The organism is Paenisporosarcina sp. NPDC076907, assembly GCF_050269735.1.
In the GTDB taxonomy this organism is placed as follows: domain Bacteria; phylum Bacillota; class Bacilli; order Bacillales_A; family Planococcaceae; genus Paenisporosarcina.
The window spans coordinates 1,313,154-1,331,841 of the sequence record NZ_JBNNIX010000001.1 but is presented as its reverse complement, the minus strand read 5'-3'; the positions used below and the strand labels follow the sequence as shown (position 1 = coordinate 1,331,841).

The window sequence follows — 18,688 nt, the reverse complement described above, 5'->3', positions numbered from 1 at the left end:
AAAAGTGAGATCCTATAAAAAAGCAGTGAACCGAATTGATTCACTGCTTTTCTGTATTATTCTACTGAAATGATGTATGGATACAACGGTTGTTTCCCATTATATACTTCGACATCAGCATGCGAGAATTTCTCCTCTACGAATGCAGCCAACTCGTTGGCATCGACTTCTGTAACATCTTCTCCGTAAATGATTGTAATGATTTCTGCATCTTCATCAACCATGTCGTTGAGCAGTGTTTGCGAAACTTCTTCAAGTGAAGGTGTGGCAAGAATGATCTTCCCTTCGGAAATTGCCATGAAATCATCCTTTTGGATTTCAACACCATCGATGGAAGTATCACGAACCGCAAACGTTACTTGACCAGTTTTGACGTGCGCATACGCTTCAGTCATAGCCGCTTTGTTGGCTTCAACAGAAGCTTCTGGATTGAATGCTAATAACGCAGCCATTCCTTGAGGAACTGATTTAGTTGGTACGACTGCCGCTTCAATGCCCATTACTTCTGCAGCTTGCTCAGCCGCCATAATGATATTTTTGTTGTTCGGTAAAATAAGAACTCGCTCAGCACCAACAGCTTCAATCGCTTTAACGATATCTTCTGTAGAAGGGTTCATTGTTTGTCCACCTTCAATGACTGCACTTGCTCCTACACTTTTAAGTAGCTCTGAAATCCCTGCGCCCATCGCGACGGTAACTACTGCATAAGGATGTTTTTTAGTTGGAGTAGAGATTGGCTGATCTTTCTTGTAATCATCCCCAACAATTTCAGCATGCTGTTGACGCATGTTTTCAATCTTGATTTTGATAAGATCGCCGTATTTTTGTCCATAACTTAAACAGTTACCTGGTTGCTCCGAGTGAATATGTACTTTTGCAATTTCGTCATCCGAAATTACAAGCAATGAATCACCAAACTGACTCAAGCCTTCACGGAAGTCATTTTCATTGAACGGATTTTCAGCTACTTTTTCTGGTATGAATTTCACCATGAATTCCGTACAATAACCAAATTCAATATCCGAAGTATCCATGAAGCCCTGAACATTTTTATGATGTTCCGCACTTACAAGATCATCCATTGAATAGGCAGATGTTTTTTCAGGTAATTTCTCGCCTTTCATGGAAGCGATGAATCCTTCATAAACATACACAAGGCCTTGTCCACCTGAATCGACTACACCAACTTCTTTTAAAACAGGTAGTAAATCAGGCGTACGCGCTAAAGAAGCTTTTGCTTCTTTGAGCAACTCTTCCATCACTACAATAATATTGTCTTCATGCTCGGCCACTTCTACCGCTTTTTTGGCTGAATCTTTTGCTACAGTCAAAATCGTTCCTTCAACTGGCTTCATAACTGCTTTGTAAGCCATATCCACACCATGTTGGAATGCATGGGCAAACTCTTTTGCTGTCAAGGATGATTTTGTTTCAACATCTTTTCCGAATCCACGGAAAAGTTGAGATAAAATAACGCCCGAGTTACCACGAGCTCCCATTAATAATCCTTTTGAAAGTGCTTGTGCTGTTTTTCCAATATGATTAACTGCATGTGCTTCTGTTTCTTTTGCTCCAGAAGACATTGATAAGTTCATGTTCGTTCCCGTGTCACCATCGGGAACAGGAAAGACATTTAGCGCATCCACATAATCTGCATTTTGAAATAGATGATGAGCACCCATTTTCACCATTTCTGCAAATTGAATTCCGTCTAAAGACTTCATATCCTACTTCCTCCTCTTATGGGTTCGTAACACGAACTCCTTGAACGTAAATATTTACTGATTTCACTGCAAGTCCTAATGTCTTATTTAAGGTGTATTTAACTTTTGATTGAACTTGATAAGCCACTTCTGACACTTTTGTGCCGTAGCTAATGATGATGTACATATCTATGTGAAGATCTTCGCCATTTTGGCGCACTAGTACACCTTTAGCAAAATTTTCTTTACGTAAAATATCTGTTAAACCATCTCGAATTTGATGTTTGGACGCCATACCAACAATTCCATAACATTCAATTGCTGCTCCACCTGCAATTTGTGCAACGACATCATTTGAAATATCAATTTGTCCGAATTCGTTTTTTAACTCAATTGACATAGAGTATACCTCCTTATAAGTCCTTTTTGACTACCCATTATTGTACTACACAATGTCCTTTAATAAAAGAAAACGTTAACAATCTCCTGCATTCCTCTGTAAAGGCTTTTTTCTTGAAAGGGGGGTGAAAACTTGTTGCAAAGAAAATTACTATGTGTTAAATTATTAAAGTATGTGAAATATCGAACTGAAAAAAATCTTTCAGCTTCTTTTTTGAGGAGGAAATAGTATGCCAAAAGTATGTGTAATTTCAGGGCGCAAAGCTCGTGCTGGTAACGCTCGTTCTCACGCAATGAACTCAACAAAACGTACTTGGGGAGCTAACCTACAAAAAGTTCGTATTCTTGTAGACGGTAAACCAAAACGTGTATGGGTTTCTGCGAGAGCATTGAAATCAGGAAAAGTTGAGCGCGTTTAATCGTGCCCATAAGTAATGCCAGACTGACATAAGTCAGTCTGGCATTTTTTCGTTCCTCTTCTTCGGTTTACCCTCAGTGTGCACCCAACCTAAACACATTCTCACAAACCCACTTACAAATCTCGGTAATCTAAAAGTATAAACACGCATGCTTTCACTCCTTCTTATTGATCTGAGCTACGTATTAATAAACATATGCCAGATGCAAAGGAGATAGACCCGTGTTCGTCCAATACTTCATTACTTGTAAAGCGGGAATTGCCCATTTCAATCAATTCATCGCAAACATTATATTTCATGCCAGTCAACGTCACGTGCTCCACACTTCCTTGAAAAGCAAAAAAAGACACAAATGGAAACTGTCGATCCTTTATTAAAGGTGTAATACCAGGAGTCAACAGCTTCATTTCATTCCATTTGTTACGTATTGTAAATTGTATGGAAGGATTGTTCTTTTGAAAACGATAAACACTATTGAGAACAGCCATAAAGTGATCTAAGCGGCCACCTGTCACACCTGTCACTAAAATATGATCAGGATTAAAGTGTAAAGCTTCCGCGATAGCTAAATCCGTATCTGTTTCATTCTTTTCAGCAGGGGCAACTTTCACTGATTCCACATGTTCTTTTAACTGTGAAAGTTCATCCGGTGTCAATGAATCAAAGTCACCTACAGCCACGTTTGGTTGTATTCTTTCATTGAGTAAATAAATCGCACCTTTGTCAGCCCCGATAAAAATGACATTTTCTGAACCTCTGAATGGCTCAAATTCGGCTAATTCATCAAGAGGGCCACCCGCACAAATTACTGCAGTTTTCATCCACGAATCGCTCGTTCGCCTGCTTCTTTAATTTCCTGCAATGCCGCAGTGCGATCTGTTCGACTATATATAGCTGAACCCGCTACAAAAATTGTTGCACCCGCTTCTGCACAAGGAATAATGGTTTCAGCATTGATACCACCATCAATTTCAATTTCAATATTCAGACCTTTTTCTTTAATAATCGTAGAAAGCTGTTGCACTTTAGGCACTACGGAATGAATGAACTTTTGACCGCCGAATCCAGGATTTACTGTCATGAACAATACCATATCGATGTCTTCTAATACGTGTTGAATCGTTTCAATTGGTGTATGTGGATTTAAAACAACACCAGGTTTAACGCCAAACGAGCGAATCAATTGAATGGTGCGATGAAGATGCGGACACGCTTCAACATGTACAGTAATGTAATCTGCACCAGCTTTTGCGAATGACTCAATATATAAATCTGGATTTTTAATCATTAAATGAACATCCAATGGCAAGTCGGTAACAGGTCTTAAAGCTTCGACAACAATTGGTCCCATCGTGATGTTAGGGACGAAATGCCCGTCCATTACATCAATATGAATTAATTCTGCACCAGCTTTTTCGACTTCTTTTACTTCTTCAGCCAATTTGGAAAAATTAGCAGCTAGGATTGATGGAGCAATTTTAATCATGTTAATACCTCGGCTTTCGCTCGTTTATTTCATCTAAAAACTTAACGTAATGTTTGTACCGATAGTCTTTGATTTCTCCGGTTTCGAGCGCAGCAAGTACTGCACACTTCGGTTCACTGATGTGTAAGCACCCTCTGAATTTACAGCTTTCTGATGCCTTACGGAACTCAGGAAAACATTCGGATAACTGCTCTTTATTAATCTCATCAAAATCAAATGAACTGAATCCCGGAGTATCCGCAAGCAACCCTTCGCATACTTCTACAAGCTCTACGTGGCGAGTCGTATGTTTCCCACGTCCAAGCGCTTCAGAAATAATGCCGGTCTTTAAATTCAATGATGGCAGCACCGTATTTAGCAGAGTAGACTTCCCTACACCTGATTGACCTGCCAATACGCTGATTTTGCCCTTCAGAATCGGTGAGATATTTTCCACCAAATCAGTATCATCCTTGTAGGTTTCAAGCATTTCATATCCTATTGCACGATAATCATCCAAATAAGGCTGAATTTTACTCATCTCTTCTTCAGTAAGTAAATCTGTTTTCGTCAAACATATAATCGGCTCTACATTAAATGACTCCACGACAACAAGAAAGCGATCCAGTAATAATGGATTAAAATCGGGTTCAGTCAGGGAAAACACGAGCAAAGCTTGGTCAATATTTGCAATAGGTGGACGGACGAGTGCGTTTTTACGTTCATGCACCACTGTTATGGTGCCGTCCGAGCCACTTTCTACTTCATAATCGACAAAATCCCCAACTAACGGATTCACTCCACGATTTCTGAAAACCCCACGTCCACGGCATTGTATAAATTTTTCTCCGTCCTGAACATAGTAAAATCCACTAAGTGCTTTTCGTATTTGACCTTTTGGCATTGTATTCCTCCCTATTCGAAGCTGTCGTACTCGATGATTTCATCAAAGATAACTTTCGAGTCGACCATGATTCGATATGCTCCTTTTTGTCCTTCTTCAATTTTCAATTGAATTGGCTGCATTTTAGTTTCAGTCAGCACAAATTCTTTAACTGGTTCTGCGAGTGAGTGTGTTTGATCTTGCAAGTAAATACGCACAATTTGTTCAGCACCCGGAACATCCGGTTCGTATGGGATTTCTACTGAGGTCACATACGTTTTTATTTGTTTGGCAGCAGGTCCTTTTGATAACACAATATTAATCGAACTACCTGGTTCAAGTTTCGTACCGGCAACTGGATCTTGAGAAATGACGAATCCTTCCGGTACTTCTTCAGAATATTCATCTTTAATGATTTCAATATTAAACCCTGAGGATTTAGCATAGTCATTTAACGTTTTTTCATTGTATTGCCCAGTTAAATCAATCACGCTTTGCAACTCAGGTCCTTTGCTGACTACGAAAACTAGGTCAGTCTCGTCAGGAATAACTTCCGAGTACTCAGATGGTCTTTGAGAGATAATGCGACCTACTGGCATATCAGAGAATTCTTCATCCTCTTTAATTGACTTGAAGTTTTGAGAAGCCAGCAATTCTTTCACATCTTTAATATCACGCCCAACATAATCAGCAAGTGTAACCGACTCTTTTCCACTTGAAATAATGAATTCAATTTCAGTTGCTTCGTCCCGAATTTTCCCAGCTTGTGGAATTGTCCTGATGACTTGGCCTTCCTCAACTTCCTCCGATGATTCCTCTGTCTCATTCCCTGCAATGAATCCTACTTCTTCGACCTTATCGATCGCTTCACTTAAAGGCAAGTTAGCTACGTCCGGTACTTCCAGTTTTTCTGGGCCGAAAATTCCTGGAAATACAATGACGATGACCAAACCTACAAGCAATAATAACGACAGAATGCCCACAATCCATGGCCATTTTTTCTTTTTCTTTTTTTCTTCCTCGACTGGAGGCGCCAATGTCGGTTCTTTTACAAGCGTTTTTGTCATTGATAAAGAATCGTAACTTGCATCCTTGATCACTGGCATTGCTTTTGTTGCTCCATCATCATCCAGAGGAATGGCAAAAGCTTTTTCGTTTGCACGTTCTTCAGATAAGACATTCTGCAAGTCGCGTTGCATTTCTTCCACCGTTTGGTAACGATTTCGAGGATCTTTTGCTGTCGCTTTCATGACCACATTTTCTAGACTTTGCGGGATGGTAGGTACAGTTGCACGAACAGATGGTGTGTCCGTCTGTAAATGTTTCAATGCGATTGAAACGGCAGATTCTCCTGAAAATGGAAGCTTGCCGGTAAGCAATTCATACAGCACAATTCCAAGCGCATAAATATCCGATTTCTTTGTCGCTGTTCCCCCCCGAGCTTGTTCAGGAGATAAATAGTGAACGGTTCCCAATACGGAATTGGTTTGTGTGAATGAAGTTGCACTTAATGCCATCGCAATTCCAAAGTCCGTGATTTTCACATGATGCGTTCCATCCATCAAAATATTTTGTGGTTTAATATCACGATGAATAATTTGATTTTGATGAGCATGTGCAATTGCAGACGTTAATTGCTTCATGATTTCTACCGCTTCACTTGGTGACAAAGGTGCTGAATCGGTAATGTATTGCTTCAAGGTTTTCCCTTCCACAAACTCCATGACCAGATAATGCAAGTCCCCATCTTCACCTACATCGAAAATATTAACAATGTTCGGGTGAGTCAAACTGGTAGCTGAAAGTGCTTCACGCTGAAATCTTCGATGCAAATCATCTTCATTGGAGAAGTCGTATCTCAAAACTTTAATGGCTACATCACGATCGAGAATCATGTCGTGTGCGAGGTATACATTGGACATGCCCCCTCCACCAATCATTTCGAGAACTTTATACCGTCCGCTGATTCTTTTGCCTAAGAGCATGTCTACACCTCCTCTTTCGTATTTGTAATTAAAACGAGAGAGATGTTATCTTCTCCACCTTTTTCGTTGGCAAGATTCACTAAACGGGAGCCTTTTTCACCAACAGAAAGGCTAGTGTTTAATATGGTTGTCATTTCATCCATTGATAATTTGTTACTTAATCCATCAGAACACAATAATAAGTAAGAATATGTAGGGATTTGAATTGAAATAAAGTCCGGTTCGATGTTTTTTTGCGTTCCTAATGATTTTGTAATCAAATTTTTTCTTGGATGACTTTCTGCTTCTTCTTCACTAATTTCTCCACTTTCAACTAACACATTAACGAAAGAATGATCTCTAGTTAATTGTTTCATTTTCCCCTCATGCCATTCATAGGCGCGACTATCACCGATATGACAAAGAACTTTCAGGGCTTCCGTTAAAACAACGGCCAAGAACGTAGTACCCATTCCTTGGCAATCCTCGTGTCTCAATGAATAATCAAAAATACTGCTATTGAGCTTCTTTACCGCTAGTAAAAACCATTCTTTAATGGATTCTTCCGATGAAAATTGTTCCGAGGCAGCGCTTTCAAAACATTCACCGATTTTTGTGATAGCCATCTCACTTGCGATATCGCCAGCGTTGTGTCCGCCCATGCCATCAGCAATGACGGCTAAACGGACAAAATCCGATCGCACGAAAACAGCCGCGCGATCCTCATTTACCGATCTTTTTTTACCAATATCACTTAATACCGTGTACTTCATCAATGGTCACTCCGTTTCTTGTTGACGCTTCTTCGCAAGAAGGAGTCTGCAAGTCGCATCAATATCAGAGCCGTGTTCACGACGGTTTCTAGCTGAAAATCCGTAGCGGCATACGATTCATACTATAAAAATATGTTGGTATGCGTTACTTTACTTCTTTATTTTCCTTCATTTGAAGGGAACTCTTTTTTCCGAAAAGCGGCTACAAAGAAACCATCGCTGTTGAAGTCCTGCGGGAAGATATGAATCATGCCATTGCTTGTCAGGTGATGATAGGCTTCTGGAAGGACATTATCCAGTTCATCCAGCATCATATCTGTGTGATTGGCAAGAAAGGCTTGAACCGTTCCGTTATTTTCAACTTCGTCAATCGTACATGTACTGTAGACGATCAGTCCATTGGGTTTGATTAACTTGTATGCTTCGTCTAGCAAACGAATCTGAATATTATGCAATGAAGCAAAATCTTCTTGTTTCTTTGTATATTTAATATCTGGTTTTCGACGAATGACCCCTAAACCACTGCACGGAGCATCCACTAAAATACGATCAAACGATTGCTCATCATATTCATTGGTCAGTTCACGGCTATCCCAAGTACGAGTCTCAACGTTATTAAAACCTAAACGGGTTGCCTGATCGGCAATAAGTTTCACTTTATGTGGGTGCAAATCCACAGATACTAGAGATCCTTGATTGTTCAATTTTTCAGCAATATGCATGGATTTTCCGCCTGGAGCCGCACACATATCGAGAACTCTTTGACCAGGTTCAATCTGAAGTGCGTAAGTTGGTATCATGGAACTTTCGTCTTGAATTGAAACAGCACCGTATTGATAAGCTTTCGTTTTGGCAACTTGCCCTTTTTCAATGTGCAAGCATTCAGGTATCACTTCGCTTTGGTGTGCCACAATTCCTTCATCTAATAACATGTCGATTGCCTCTTCCACTGAAATACGCGTGGTATTAACTCGTACGGTATGCGCTGGAGGAATATTGTTTTCAAAAGCCATCGTTTGTGCTTGTTCGAAACCAAATTGTTTCACCCATCGCTCAATCAGCCATAAAGGGTGACTAGCTTCAATGGATAATCGCTCAAGGGGGTCTGCAATATCTTCAGTAGAACGCACTCCTTGGCGTAAAATGCCTCTTAAAATACCATTAACTAAGCCGGCTGTTCCTTTGTGACTACGTTTCTTCGCAATTTCAACGGCTTCATTGACAGCCGCATGATTTGGGATTCGATCCAAATAATGAATTTGGTAAAGCGACAGTCTTAATAGCTGGCGAACCCAATCATCCAGTTTACCCTTGATGAACGGTTGTAGATAATAATCAAGCGTCATTTTATGCTGTAGTGTACCATAAGTAATTTCCGTCAATAATCCACGATCTTTTGGTTCAATATCATATTTTTCGATCGTTTGATGAAGTAACAAATTACTATACGCTTGATTTTTTTCAATTGCCATCAAAATCGATAAAGCGGCGTCACGTACATTTCCGTTCCACATTCTATAACTTTTTGAGCTCATTCAAACTGATCCCCAATCTGTAATTTAGAACCAGTGCCTCGTAGAAATTCTTCTGCAGACATTTTTTTCTTTCCTGCTGGTTGTAATTCAGTAATTTCAAAAGCTTGTTTGTCACCTGTTTGTATTAGCAGTCGATCGGCTTTCAATTCAACAACTGTCCCTATCGGTTGTGAGTAGTTTTGTTCACTCGGTTGACCCCACCATATTTTCACGTTTTCCTGCTTCAAAGTGGTATAGGCAACCGGCCAAGGATTAAGACCGCGTACAAGATTATAAATGTCCTGAGCTGATTGACTCCAATCAATTCGTTCCTGTTCTCTCGAAATATTGCGAGCAAAAGTCACGAGATTTTCATCCTGAACAATTCTTGCATTTGATCCATTAAGAATGGTTGGTAATGTCTCTTTTAATAAATCACGTCCAACAACACTCAATTTTTCAAATAGGATTCCCGTCGTATCGGTTTGTTCAATAGGTATCGCTTGTTGTGAAATAATATCACCGGCATCCAGTTTCTGAGCCATATACATAATCGTCACGCCAGTTTCGGTCTGACCATCAATAATAGCCTGGTGAATCGGTGCGCCACCACGATAAGCTGGTAGTAATGAGGCATGTACATTCAGACAGCCATATTCTGGCGCATCAAGTATCTCTTTAGGAAGTAACTGTCCAAACGCAGCTGTTACCACAATGTCCGGCTTTAATGAAAGAATTTCTTCCAATTGTGGTGAGTCTTTAAGCTTTTCAGGTTGAATGACAGGCAATCCAAGGCGTAAAGCTTCTTTTTTAACTGGAGTCGGAGTCATCACTTTCTTACGGCCAACTGGACGGTCAGGCTGTGTCACAACAGCTAAAATGGAATACCCTTCTTCGTGCAACATCGTTAGAATCGGAACAGAGAATTCTGGAGTTCCCATAAACACTAATGAGGTCAAATCAATTCCTCCTCATCAGCTGCAAGTTCGGATGGGTCGACAACACGAAGGATTTTCGAATCAAATAACACACCATCTAAATGATCGATTTCATGCAAAATGGCTCTTGCTTCGTAATCTTCCGCTTCAAGTTCATACCATGTACCATCGCGTTCTTGTGCTTTAATTTGCACAAAATAAGGACGTTCAACTTCTCCATAGAGTTCTGGGAAACTTAGGCAACCTTCAACTTCAATGGCTTCACCTTCAGTATCCAATACCTCAGGGTTGATCATTTCAATAGTGTCTTCCCCTTCTCCTAAGTCAACGATTGCAACACGCAGGGAAACTCCCACTTGTGGAGCTGCTATGCCAATGCCATCTGAATCCAGCATCGTTTCGTACATATCGTCAAGTAATGTTGCAAGGTTTTCATCGAACTCCGTCACTTTTTTGGTCGGAGTCTTCAATATTTCATTTGGATGTAATACGATTTTTCGGATTGTCAAGATTATTCCTCATTTCATTTCCGCTCACATGATGGATGAAGGATTCAAGTCTATGGACATTAATATCCCTTTTTTAATCCAGTCTGTTCGGTATATACGCGTTAACTGCTGCAATATTTCCGGGAGCGTCGGTTCTTTTTTGTATTTTATCAAACATTGATAACGATATCTATTTTGCAAACGACTGATCGATGAAGCCGTCGGACCGATAATTTCTGATTGGTCCGTCAAATTATCACGAAGCCAGTTTGCTGCTTTATGTGCATATTCTGCGGTCATCAATACATCTTCATGCGTGATTTGGATCAACACCACATACGTGAATGGTGGATATAAAAATTGTTTCCGGTTCATCATTTCCTGGTTGTAAAAAGGAACAAAGTCATGATGTTGCGCAAATTGAATGGCATAGTGTTCAGGAGTATATGTTTGTACGATGACTTCTCCTTCTTTATCATGCCTGCCTGCTCTACCACTAACTTGTGTTAGTAATTGAAACGTTTTTTCTGCAGCTCTGAAATCCGCCAAATGTAGCGTCGTATCAGCTGATAAGACACCGACTAAAGTGATATTGGGGAAATCAAGGCCTTTGGCAATCATTTGTGTGCCGAGTAAAATATCGGCTTTCCCTTCTCCAAAAAGTTTGAGAATGTGTTCGTGTGACCCTTTTTTTCGGGTCGTATCCACATCCATTCGAAGGACCCTTGCCGCTGGAAACAGACGGGCAATTTCTTCTTCCACTTTTTGAGTTCCAGTTCCAAAGAATCGTATATGCTCACTGCTACATTCAGGACAAGTATGAGGCACTTGGGACTCTTCACCACAATAATGACATTTAATTTTTTCCTGATGGCGATGATAGGTCATGGAAATATCGCAGTTAGGACATTCCACTACTGTCCCACAATCACGACAGAGGACAAAAGATGAGTGACCGCGTCGATTCAGGAACAACACCATCTGTTCCTGCTTGTCCAGTCTCACATTGATTGCTTCCGCCAGTTCCAATGAAAACATGGATCGGTTGCCGTTTTTTAATTGCTCGCGCATATCGACGACAGACACTTCAGGCAAAGCTTGTTCTTTTGGTCTATTTGCCAGGGTAAGCAAAGAATAATTCCCTTTTTTCGCACGTGCATAAGATTCAAGAGAAGGAGTAGCACTTCCAAGAATAACTGGACAGTTGTGATATTCACTACGCCAGATTGCCACATCCCTCGCATGATAACGAGGTGAATCATCCTGCTTATATGTTCCTTCATGTTCTTCATCCAATATAATGATGCCGACATTTTGAAATGGAGCAAAAATCGCTGATCGTGCACCCACGACAACTTTGACCTCTCCTCGCTTGATTTTTCGCCATTCATCGTATTTCTCCCCTGTAGATAAACCGCTGTGCAAGACAGCTACAAGGGAACCGAAACGTTCCTTAAAGCGATTGGTCATTTGAGGAGTTAGTGAAATTTCAGGTACTAGAACAATAGCTTCTTTATCATCTATCAAAGCACGTTCGATCGCCTGCAAATAGACTTCTGTCTTCCCGCTTCCTGTAATACCATGAAGAAGAAAAGTTTTAGCTTCCTGCTTATCATACGAATGGATAATTTCACTAAGTGCGAGGTGTTGTTCATTTGTTAAAGCGAGTTTAGTCGATGTATCGATCGTTCTGTCCGCATACGGATCGCGATAAATTTCTTCCATTTGCAATGTTGCCGCACCTTTTTCAATTACGGCTTGCAAGACTGCATTTGTCGTACTAAGTTGTTTCAATAAATCAGCCGAGACAATCCGTTCGCCTGGGTGATCCATCATCCATTTCACAACATCTTTTTGTTTCTTAGCTTGATTGGTAATGCTGTCATAGACCATTTTTAAACGTTCAAGGTCAGACTCAATGTGAATCATTCTTACTTTTTTCACAGCAGTTTTTTGTTTAATCGAAGTTTCCAGCGACAAGATATCTTCTTTAACCAATTTTTTGATGAGGGCAAGCAATTCTTTAGATTCATCAACTTTCAGCTCGACATGGTCTCTCTGCTGAAACATTGCTTGTACACTTTGTGGAAGCTGTACATTATGATCAACAATGCGCAGTATCTTTTCATATTTGGCACGTAAAGCTGAAGGCAGCATGACTTGCAGGGCATCTATCTCATAGCACAAAGTATGACGTTTCAGCCACTTGGTCATTTCGAGCATTTCCTGCGTCAATACCGGTTCAATGTCGAGTAATTCACCAATCGGTTTCTGTTTATCTGTAGGGACATCCGTTTCACTTTTCAATGCCGTAACAAATCCAAGGACTTGACGGTTGCCAAAAGGAACTTTCACTCGACTGCCGTTTTCAATTAATTCAAGATACGGTTCTGGAACCAGATAATCGAAAGGTCGATCGATCGGATAAGCCGCTACGTCAACAATGACTTCAGCGTACATATTGTAAATCTTCCTCATGAGCTAATATTGTTTCGAACAATTTAGTTGCCAATTGTTTTTTAGACATATTGTCAAAGTGATGTTCAAAATCCCCTTTACCAATCAATACAACCGTATTGGTGTCTGTCCCAAACCCGCTATCTTCTCTCGTGACATCATTAGCTACAATATAGTCTGCATTTTTTTTAGCGAGTTTTCCTTTTGCATACATCTCGACATCATTTGTTTCAGCAGCGAAACCAATCAAAAGTTGATGTGTCTTCTTTTGACCAAGCGTCATGAGGATATCAGTCGTACGTTCCAGTTCAAGGGCAGCGTCCCCTGCTTGTTTCTTCATTTTTTGCTCATGGACATACTTAGGACGGTAATCTGCCACCGCCGCTGTCTTCACAACCATATCGGCATCATCAAAATGATGTAACACAGCCTGCAACATTTCCTCAGCGCTTTCCACATTCTCAACAGTTACCCCTGATGGAATTGGCAATGAAACTGGACCCGAAACAAGTATAGTTTCTGCTCCAAGTTTATTAGCTGCTTCCGCCAGCGCATAACCCATTTTCCCTGAAGAGAAATTAGTCAAAAATCGAACTGGATCTATTCGCTCGCGTGTTGGACCTGCAGTAATCACTACTTTTTTGCCTTTTAAGGGCAATTCTTTCGGCTGAAAAAATGCTTCCACCAATGAGACGATTTTTTCCGGTTCTTCCAATCTACCTTTTCCTACATACCCACATGCCAGGAAGCCTTCAGACGGTTCAATGAATTCATAACCGTCTAATGCCAATGTGGCAATATTTCGCTTCACTGCTGGGTGGTCGTACATATGTACATTCATAGCTGGTGCAATCCAAACCTTGGCGGTTGTCGCAAGAAGAGTCGTCGTTAACATATCATCACCAATTCCATTGGCAAGTTTGCCGATCACGTTCGCAGTAGCAGGCGCTACAATAATTAAATCTGCCCAATCAGCCAAGTTGATATGTGCGATGACATTTGAATCTTTTTCGTCAAATGTATCAGTATATACATCGTTTCGTGACATTACCTGAAAGCTCAGTGGCTGCACAAACTTTGTGGCAGAATCGGTCATGATGACTTTGACATCCGCTCCTGCTTGTGACAATTTACTGACAAGGGCAACAGCTTTATAAACAGCAATACCACCAGCTACGCACAATAAGATTTTTTTGTTTGCTAGCATGAACAATCTCCCTTTCTCAAACAACAAACTCCCAAAGCATCTGACTGTCTAAGGGAGTTTTTTGGGTAATAATAGGTTTTAAATTTCGTCTTCGTAGATCGTTGCTTCGTCTTGAACTTCTTTTGTTAATGCGCCTGATGCGACTTCTTCCAATGCGCGTCCTACATATTTCAAAGACACATATGAGTCAAGTCGCTCTCCGCCCTCTTCTTGTAATTGGCGAGCACGTTTTGAAGCCAAACTCACTAGTGAGTATTTTGAATCGATTTTACTTTTTAATGAATCAACTGATGGATATAACATTAATATTCCCCTTCCAGCATAGCTAGGTATCTTTTTTCAACGCGTTCCCGACGGCAATGTTCGGCAGTAACAATGGCATTTACACGATCGCAAGCCAATTGCACTTCGTCATTTTCGACGACATAATCATACAAGTTCATCATTTCAAGTTCTTGTCGTGCTGCTAAAATTCGTGAAGCAATCACATCTTCTGTTTCTGTTCCACGACCTACCAAACGTTGTTGCAATTCCGTCAGGCTTGGTGGTGCCAAGAAAATAAACAAGCCATCTGGTACTTTAGCGCGAACTTGCGATGCACCTTGCACTTCAATTTCCAAGAACACATCACGGCCGGCATCTAATGTCTCGTTCACATAGTCTAACGGAGTTCCATAATAATTCCCAACATAAGAAGCGTATTCTAATAAACGGCCTTCTCCGATTAGTTGTTCAAAATCCTCATGGGATTTAAAAAAATAATCGACACCATCGACTTCGCCTTCACGCGGCTTTCTTGTCGTCATTGAAATCGAATACTCATAATTTGTGTCAGGCTGTGAAAACAATTCTTTTCGCACAGTACCTTTTCCGACACCTGATGGCCCTGAAAGGACGATTAATAATCCACGTTCTTTTCGCATTAAATCCCTCTTTTTATCTATTCGGCTTGTTCTATCACACGTGTCACCATGGTTTCCGCATGGACTGCGGATAAAACCACGTGTTCACTATCCATAACAAATATCGCGCGGGTTTTTTTACCATAAGTTGCGTCAATCAAAAACCCTTTATCTCTTGCTTCTTGAATGAGACGCTTAATCGGCGCTGATTCAGGCTGCAAGATGGAGATGATTCGTTCAACTGCTACCACACTACCGTTTCCGATATTAATAAACTTAAGATTTGGCACAGTCGTTCCTCCTGTAGAGCTTCAACTTTCTTTGTTACACACTTAGCCAATTATATCACATTTCCTTTGGAAAATGATAAGATAGAGCAAAACGTTTTGAAAGAGGAATACTTATGGCATTTGATGGCTTATTTACAAAAGCAATGACAAACGAACTTCAACAATTGGTATCAGGGAGAATCTCGAAAATACATCAACCGAACTCACAAGAAATTGTGTTGCATATCCGTGCGGCTGGGAAAAACAGCCGCCTACTTATTTCCATCCACCCTTCCTACTCACGCATTCATATAACGAACGAAGCGATTGATAACCCTTCTGAACCACCGATGTTTTGTATGTTATTACGAAAACATTTAGAAGGCGGATTCATTTCATCTATTACCCAGCTCGAAATGGACCGCGTGATCATATTGCGCGTGGAAAGTAAAAATGAAATCGGCGATGATATGGTTCGAGAACTCCATATTGAAATTATGGGCCGACACAGTAATGTCATATTGATTGATCCGGTACGAAATCTAATATTGGATAGTTTAAAACATCTATCACCGTCTGTGAACAGCTATAGAACGATTTTGCCAGGTCAGCCGCATATCGCACCGCCAAAACAAGATAAAGTGAACCCGTATGAAGCGGATGCAGCGGCGTTGATTGCTCTGTTGGAAACAGATGATGTTTCTAAGGCCATTCTTTCTCAGCTAGCTGGATTTTCTCCACTGCAAGCAAAAGAACTCGCTTATCGTCTAGCTGATAGCAATCAAGACAAATTCGAAGTGTACAGATCATTTCTGGATGAATTCAATCAATCTATGCCTACAGGAACGTATGTGGAAAACGGCAATAAAGCGATCTTTTCAAGTAATAAACTTGCGCATATTGACGGCGAAACAATTCATTACGAGTCACTTGGTCTGTTACTAGATAAAGTGTATTTTGCACGCGCTGAACGCGATCGAGTGAAACAGCAAGCTGGCGATCTGGAACGTTGGTTGCAAAATGAACTCGACAAGCTGAAATTAAAGATGAAGAAACTCGCAAAAGAAAAAGCAAACGCAGAAAAACTGGAAACCTTCCAACTTCATGGTGAACTGTTAATGGCTAATTTGTATACACTTGAAAAAGGAATGACTGAAGCACAAGTGGTGAATTATTATGATGAAGAAAATGCAGTCATCACCATTCCATTAAGTCCGCGAAAAACACCGGTTGAAAACGCACAAAGTTTTTACACGAGATACAACAAAGCAAAAACCGCTTTATTGAAAACGCAACAGCAGATGGATAAAACAAAAGACGATATCGATTATCTTGAAATGTTGCAACAGCAAGTGCTGCAAGCATCTCCACAGGATATAGAAGAAATTCGCGAAGAACTTGCCGAACAAGGCTGGATGAAGGCGCGCATTTCGAAAAAGAAAAAGAAAGTCGTAAAACCGACACCTGAAAATTTCGTATCCTCTACAGGATTGCCAATTTCTGTAGGGAAAAATAACAAGCAAAATGATTATTTAACATTTAAAATCGCAAATAAGTCGCAAACTTGGTTCCACACAAAAGATATTCCAGGATCCCATGTTGTGATTCACGACACCAATCCGGATGAAACGTCCATTTTGGAAGCAGCAGGTCTCGCAGCATACTTCAGCAAAGCGCGTGACTCCTCTTCTGTGCCGGTGGATTATACCGAAGTACGCCATGTCAAAAAACCGAATGGCTCAAAACCTGGATTCGTCATTTATTTTGAACAGAAGACGGTATTTGTAACACCGAGCGAAGATTTAGTGAGGAAACTTCGAAAATAAAATACACGAAAGCCATCCAACAATTAAATGTTGGATGGCTTTTTCTGATAACTTATAAACGCAAAAAACACCATTCTGTAGTATATGTTAAGGATGTCAATTTGGAACTAGTGAATGTGGAAATACTCATGTTTCTAACCATCTCAAAGTCTAAGTAATCATGCTCATTTTGTAACCGGAGATTTTCACCAAGAGGAATGTCTATAATTTCAATCATTAGGATAAATTAAATACGCAGTGGAATTGATTATATTAAAAGTATAATTAACATAATTAATATATTTTAAATAAAAAATTAATTTTTCTATTTATATTTATAATAAAATGTAATACAATAGAATTAACGAAGGGAAGGATTTTCATTATGGCTTATAAAGTAATTACTAATTGTCCTGTCTGCACTAAAACAATGAAAATCACAAAGTTGCAGTGCGCTAATTGTCACACGACGATTGAAAATGAGTTTGAATTATCAAAACTGGCATCCTTATCAATGGATCAGCTTCATTTTGTGGAAGTATTTTTAACATGCAGAGGGAATATCAAAGAAGTTGAAAAGGAAATGGGGATTTCGTATCCTACGGTTCGAGGTAAGCTAACTGACATCATTTCATCCCTTGGATATGTGCAGAAGAAGAAAAATGAAGTAGACGAGAAAAAAATTGTCACCATGTTAGAAAATGGCGAAATCACACCAGAAGAAGCCATTAAGCTCTTAAAAGAAGAATAGGGAGGAATTATCAGATGAAAGAGGAAATTACAAGAGTGTTAACAATGGTTCAAGAAGGAAAGATTGATGCAGATAAGGGATCAGAACTGATTCAAGTATTAAAAGAGAAAGAAGAAACAGGTAATAAACTTTTTGAAAAACCAACTAAATATTTAGATAAAACATTAAAAATTCGTGTAGTATCAGCCGAAAATGATATCGTCACGGTTAATTTGCCCATAAAACTTGTCAAAGTCGTATTAATGGCTGGACTCAGCATCGCAGCGAGTATTCCTCAATCGGAAAAATACATGAAAGATATAGATGTAAGCCTTATTATTGAAGCAATCGAAAACGAATTAGATGGACAAATTGTTGATATTAAATCGGCAAACGGGGATACCGTTTCAGTCATCATTGATTAGTGATTTGCTAATGATGTATGTAAAAGTGAAAGCAAAAGATGTTCGGTTTACCATCCCAATTCCATATGCCTTTTTAAACATTATTATTTCAATTTTGTCTTCAAAATTTTTTCAGCAAAATTCAAACAAATGGACAAAAGAGCACTTAGAAAGAAAAAACCTGGATTTCACCTTTCCACTAATAGACAAAAAAACACTAAAGCCTATCGTCAAGGAACTGAAAAATTATAAGGGGATTGTGCTTGTAGATGTTAAAGCTAATGACGGTACTGAGGTTAAGGTTAGGCTATAATTGAATTTATTCGGAGTTTCAGGATGCCTGAGTGCTACAAATGCACTGGCATCCA

21 protein-coding genes are annotated in these 18,688 nt (G+C 39.9%); 5 read left to right on the top strand and 16 right to left on the bottom strand.

The window, feature by feature from the left end; all coding sequences use genetic code 11:
- Positions 1 to 56: 56 nt before the first annotated feature.
- Positions 57 to 1,724, bottom strand: a complete 1,668-nt coding sequence (locus ACQKEV_RS06470) for a DAK2 domain-containing protein (RefSeq protein WP_427444532.1) — start codon at positions 1,722 to 1,724, stop codon at positions 57 to 59.
- Positions 1,725 to 1,740: 16 nt separating this feature from the next.
- Positions 1,741 to 2,103: an Asp23/Gls24 family envelope stress response protein gene (locus tag ACQKEV_RS06465; protein WP_269924728.1), complete on the bottom strand. Its 363-nt coding sequence runs from the start codon at positions 2,101 to 2,103 to the stop codon at positions 1,741 to 1,743.
- 229 nt (positions 2,104 to 2,332) lie between these two features.
- Between ACQKEV_RS06465 and rpmB the strand changes: the two genes are divergently transcribed.
- A complete protein-coding gene (gene rpmB / locus ACQKEV_RS06460) occupies positions 2,333 to 2,521 on the top strand; it encodes a 50S ribosomal protein L28 (RefSeq protein ID WP_016427726.1) in 189 nt (62 codons plus the stop codon).
- A gap of 33 nt (positions 2,522 to 2,554) precedes the next feature.
- On the opposite strand, the gene spoVM is transcribed toward rpmB, so the two are convergent.
- From spoVM to ACQKEV_RS06390, 14 genes are all read right to left on the bottom strand, one after another.
- Positions 2,555 to 2,671, bottom strand: a complete 117-nt coding sequence (gene spoVM, locus ACQKEV_RS06455; protein ID WP_427444530.1) for a stage V sporulation protein SpoVM — start codon at positions 2,669 to 2,671, stop codon at positions 2,555 to 2,557.
- A 14-nt stretch (positions 2,672 to 2,685) separates the two neighbouring features.
- Entirely contained in the window at positions 2,686 to 3,342 is a 657-nt protein-coding gene (locus ACQKEV_RS06450; protein WP_427444528.1) for a thiamine diphosphokinase, read from the bottom strand.
- On the bottom strand, positions 3,339 to 4,007 hold the full coding sequence (gene rpe, locus ACQKEV_RS06445; RefSeq protein ID WP_427444527.1) for a ribulose-phosphate 3-epimerase: 669 nt from the start codon (positions 4,005 to 4,007) through the stop codon (positions 3,339 to 3,341). The genes ACQKEV_RS06450 and rpe overlap by 4 nt, the downstream gene beginning before the upstream one ends.
- 1 nt (position 4,008) lies before the next feature.
- Positions 4,009 to 4,890 carry a ribosome small subunit-dependent GTPase A gene (rsgA, locus tag ACQKEV_RS06440; protein ID WP_427444525.1) on the bottom strand — a complete coding sequence of 294 codons (882 nt, stop codon included), beginning with the start codon at positions 4,888 to 4,890 and terminating at the stop codon, positions 4,009 to 4,011.
- A gap of 11 nt (positions 4,891 to 4,901) precedes the next feature.
- Positions 4,902 to 6,854: a Stk1 family PASTA domain-containing Ser/Thr kinase gene (gene pknB / locus ACQKEV_RS06435; RefSeq protein WP_427444522.1), complete on the bottom strand. Its 1,953-nt coding sequence runs from the start codon at positions 6,852 to 6,854 to the stop codon at positions 4,902 to 4,904.
- A gap of 2 nt (positions 6,855 to 6,856) precedes the next feature.
- Positions 6,857 to 7,606 (bottom strand): Stp1/IreP family PP2C-type Ser/Thr phosphatase, encoded by a 750-nt coding sequence (locus tag ACQKEV_RS06430; RefSeq protein ID WP_427444520.1) that lies wholly within the window; start codon positions 7,604 to 7,606, stop codon positions 6,857 to 6,859.
- Positions 7,607 to 7,764: 158 nt separating this feature from the next.
- Positions 7,765 to 9,141 (bottom strand): 16S rRNA (cytosine(967)-C(5))-methyltransferase RsmB, encoded by a 1,377-nt coding sequence (gene rsmB / locus ACQKEV_RS06425; RefSeq protein WP_427444517.1) that lies wholly within the window; start codon positions 9,139 to 9,141, stop codon positions 7,765 to 7,767.
- Positions 9,138 to 10,079, bottom strand: a complete 942-nt coding sequence (gene fmt / locus ACQKEV_RS06420; protein WP_427444515.1) for a methionyl-tRNA formyltransferase — start codon at positions 10,077 to 10,079, stop codon at positions 9,138 to 9,140. The genes rsmB and fmt overlap by 4 nt, the downstream gene beginning before the upstream one ends.
- Positions 10,076 to 10,567: a peptide deformylase gene (gene def / locus ACQKEV_RS06415; RefSeq protein ID WP_427444513.1), complete on the bottom strand. Its 492-nt coding sequence runs from the start codon at positions 10,565 to 10,567 to the stop codon at positions 10,076 to 10,078. Before def ends, fmt begins: the two co-directional genes overlap by 4 nt.
- A 24-nt stretch (positions 10,568 to 10,591) precedes the next feature.
- Positions 10,592 to 13,006 (bottom strand): primosomal protein N', encoded by a 2,415-nt coding sequence (priA, locus tag ACQKEV_RS06410; protein WP_427444510.1) that lies wholly within the window; start codon positions 13,004 to 13,006, stop codon positions 10,592 to 10,594.
- A complete protein-coding gene (gene coaBC / locus ACQKEV_RS06405; protein WP_427444507.1) occupies positions 12,996 to 14,210 on the bottom strand; it encodes a bifunctional phosphopantothenoylcysteine decarboxylase/phosphopantothenate--cysteine ligase CoaBC in 1,215 nt (404 codons plus the stop codon). Before coaBC ends, priA begins: the two co-directional genes overlap by 11 nt.
- A 78-nt stretch (positions 14,211 to 14,288) precedes the next feature.
- Positions 14,289 to 14,513 (bottom strand): DNA-directed RNA polymerase subunit omega, encoded by a 225-nt coding sequence (gene rpoZ, locus ACQKEV_RS06400; protein ID WP_269924716.1) that lies wholly within the window; start codon positions 14,511 to 14,513, stop codon positions 14,289 to 14,291.
- Complete coding sequence (gmk, locus tag ACQKEV_RS06395) at positions 14,513 to 15,133, bottom strand: guanylate kinase (RefSeq protein WP_269924715.1); 621 nt, start codon at positions 15,131 to 15,133, stop codon at positions 14,513 to 14,515. Before gmk ends, rpoZ begins: the two co-directional genes overlap by 1 nt.
- A 17-nt stretch (positions 15,134 to 15,150) precedes the next feature.
- Positions 15,151 to 15,402: a DUF370 domain-containing protein gene (locus ACQKEV_RS06390; protein WP_427444505.1), complete on the bottom strand. Its 252-nt coding sequence runs from the start codon at positions 15,400 to 15,402 to the stop codon at positions 15,151 to 15,153.
- Positions 15,403 to 15,515: 113 nt separating this feature from the next.
- Between ACQKEV_RS06390 and ACQKEV_RS06385 the strand changes: the two genes are divergently transcribed.
- From ACQKEV_RS06385 to ACQKEV_RS06370, 4 genes are all read left to right on the top strand, one after another.
- Positions 15,516 to 17,207 (top strand): Rqc2 family fibronectin-binding protein, encoded by a 1,692-nt coding sequence (locus ACQKEV_RS06385; RefSeq protein ID WP_427444502.1) that lies wholly within the window; start codon positions 15,516 to 15,518, stop codon positions 17,205 to 17,207.
- A gap of 364 nt (positions 17,208 to 17,571) precedes the next feature.
- Complete coding sequence (locus ACQKEV_RS06380; RefSeq protein WP_427444500.1) at positions 17,572 to 17,937, top strand: DUF2089 domain-containing protein; 366 nt, start codon at positions 17,572 to 17,574, stop codon at positions 17,935 to 17,937.
- Between the two features lie 14 nt (positions 17,938 to 17,951).
- Entirely contained in the window at positions 17,952 to 18,341 is a 390-nt protein-coding gene (locus ACQKEV_RS06375) for an SHOCT-like domain-containing protein (RefSeq protein WP_427444499.1), read from the top strand.
- 10 nt (positions 18,342 to 18,351) lie between these two features.
- Complete coding sequence (locus ACQKEV_RS06370; RefSeq protein ID WP_427444497.1) at positions 18,352 to 18,633, top strand: hypothetical protein; 282 nt, start codon at positions 18,352 to 18,354, stop codon at positions 18,631 to 18,633.
- The last annotated feature ends 55 nt before the right edge of the window (positions 18,634 to 18,688 follow it).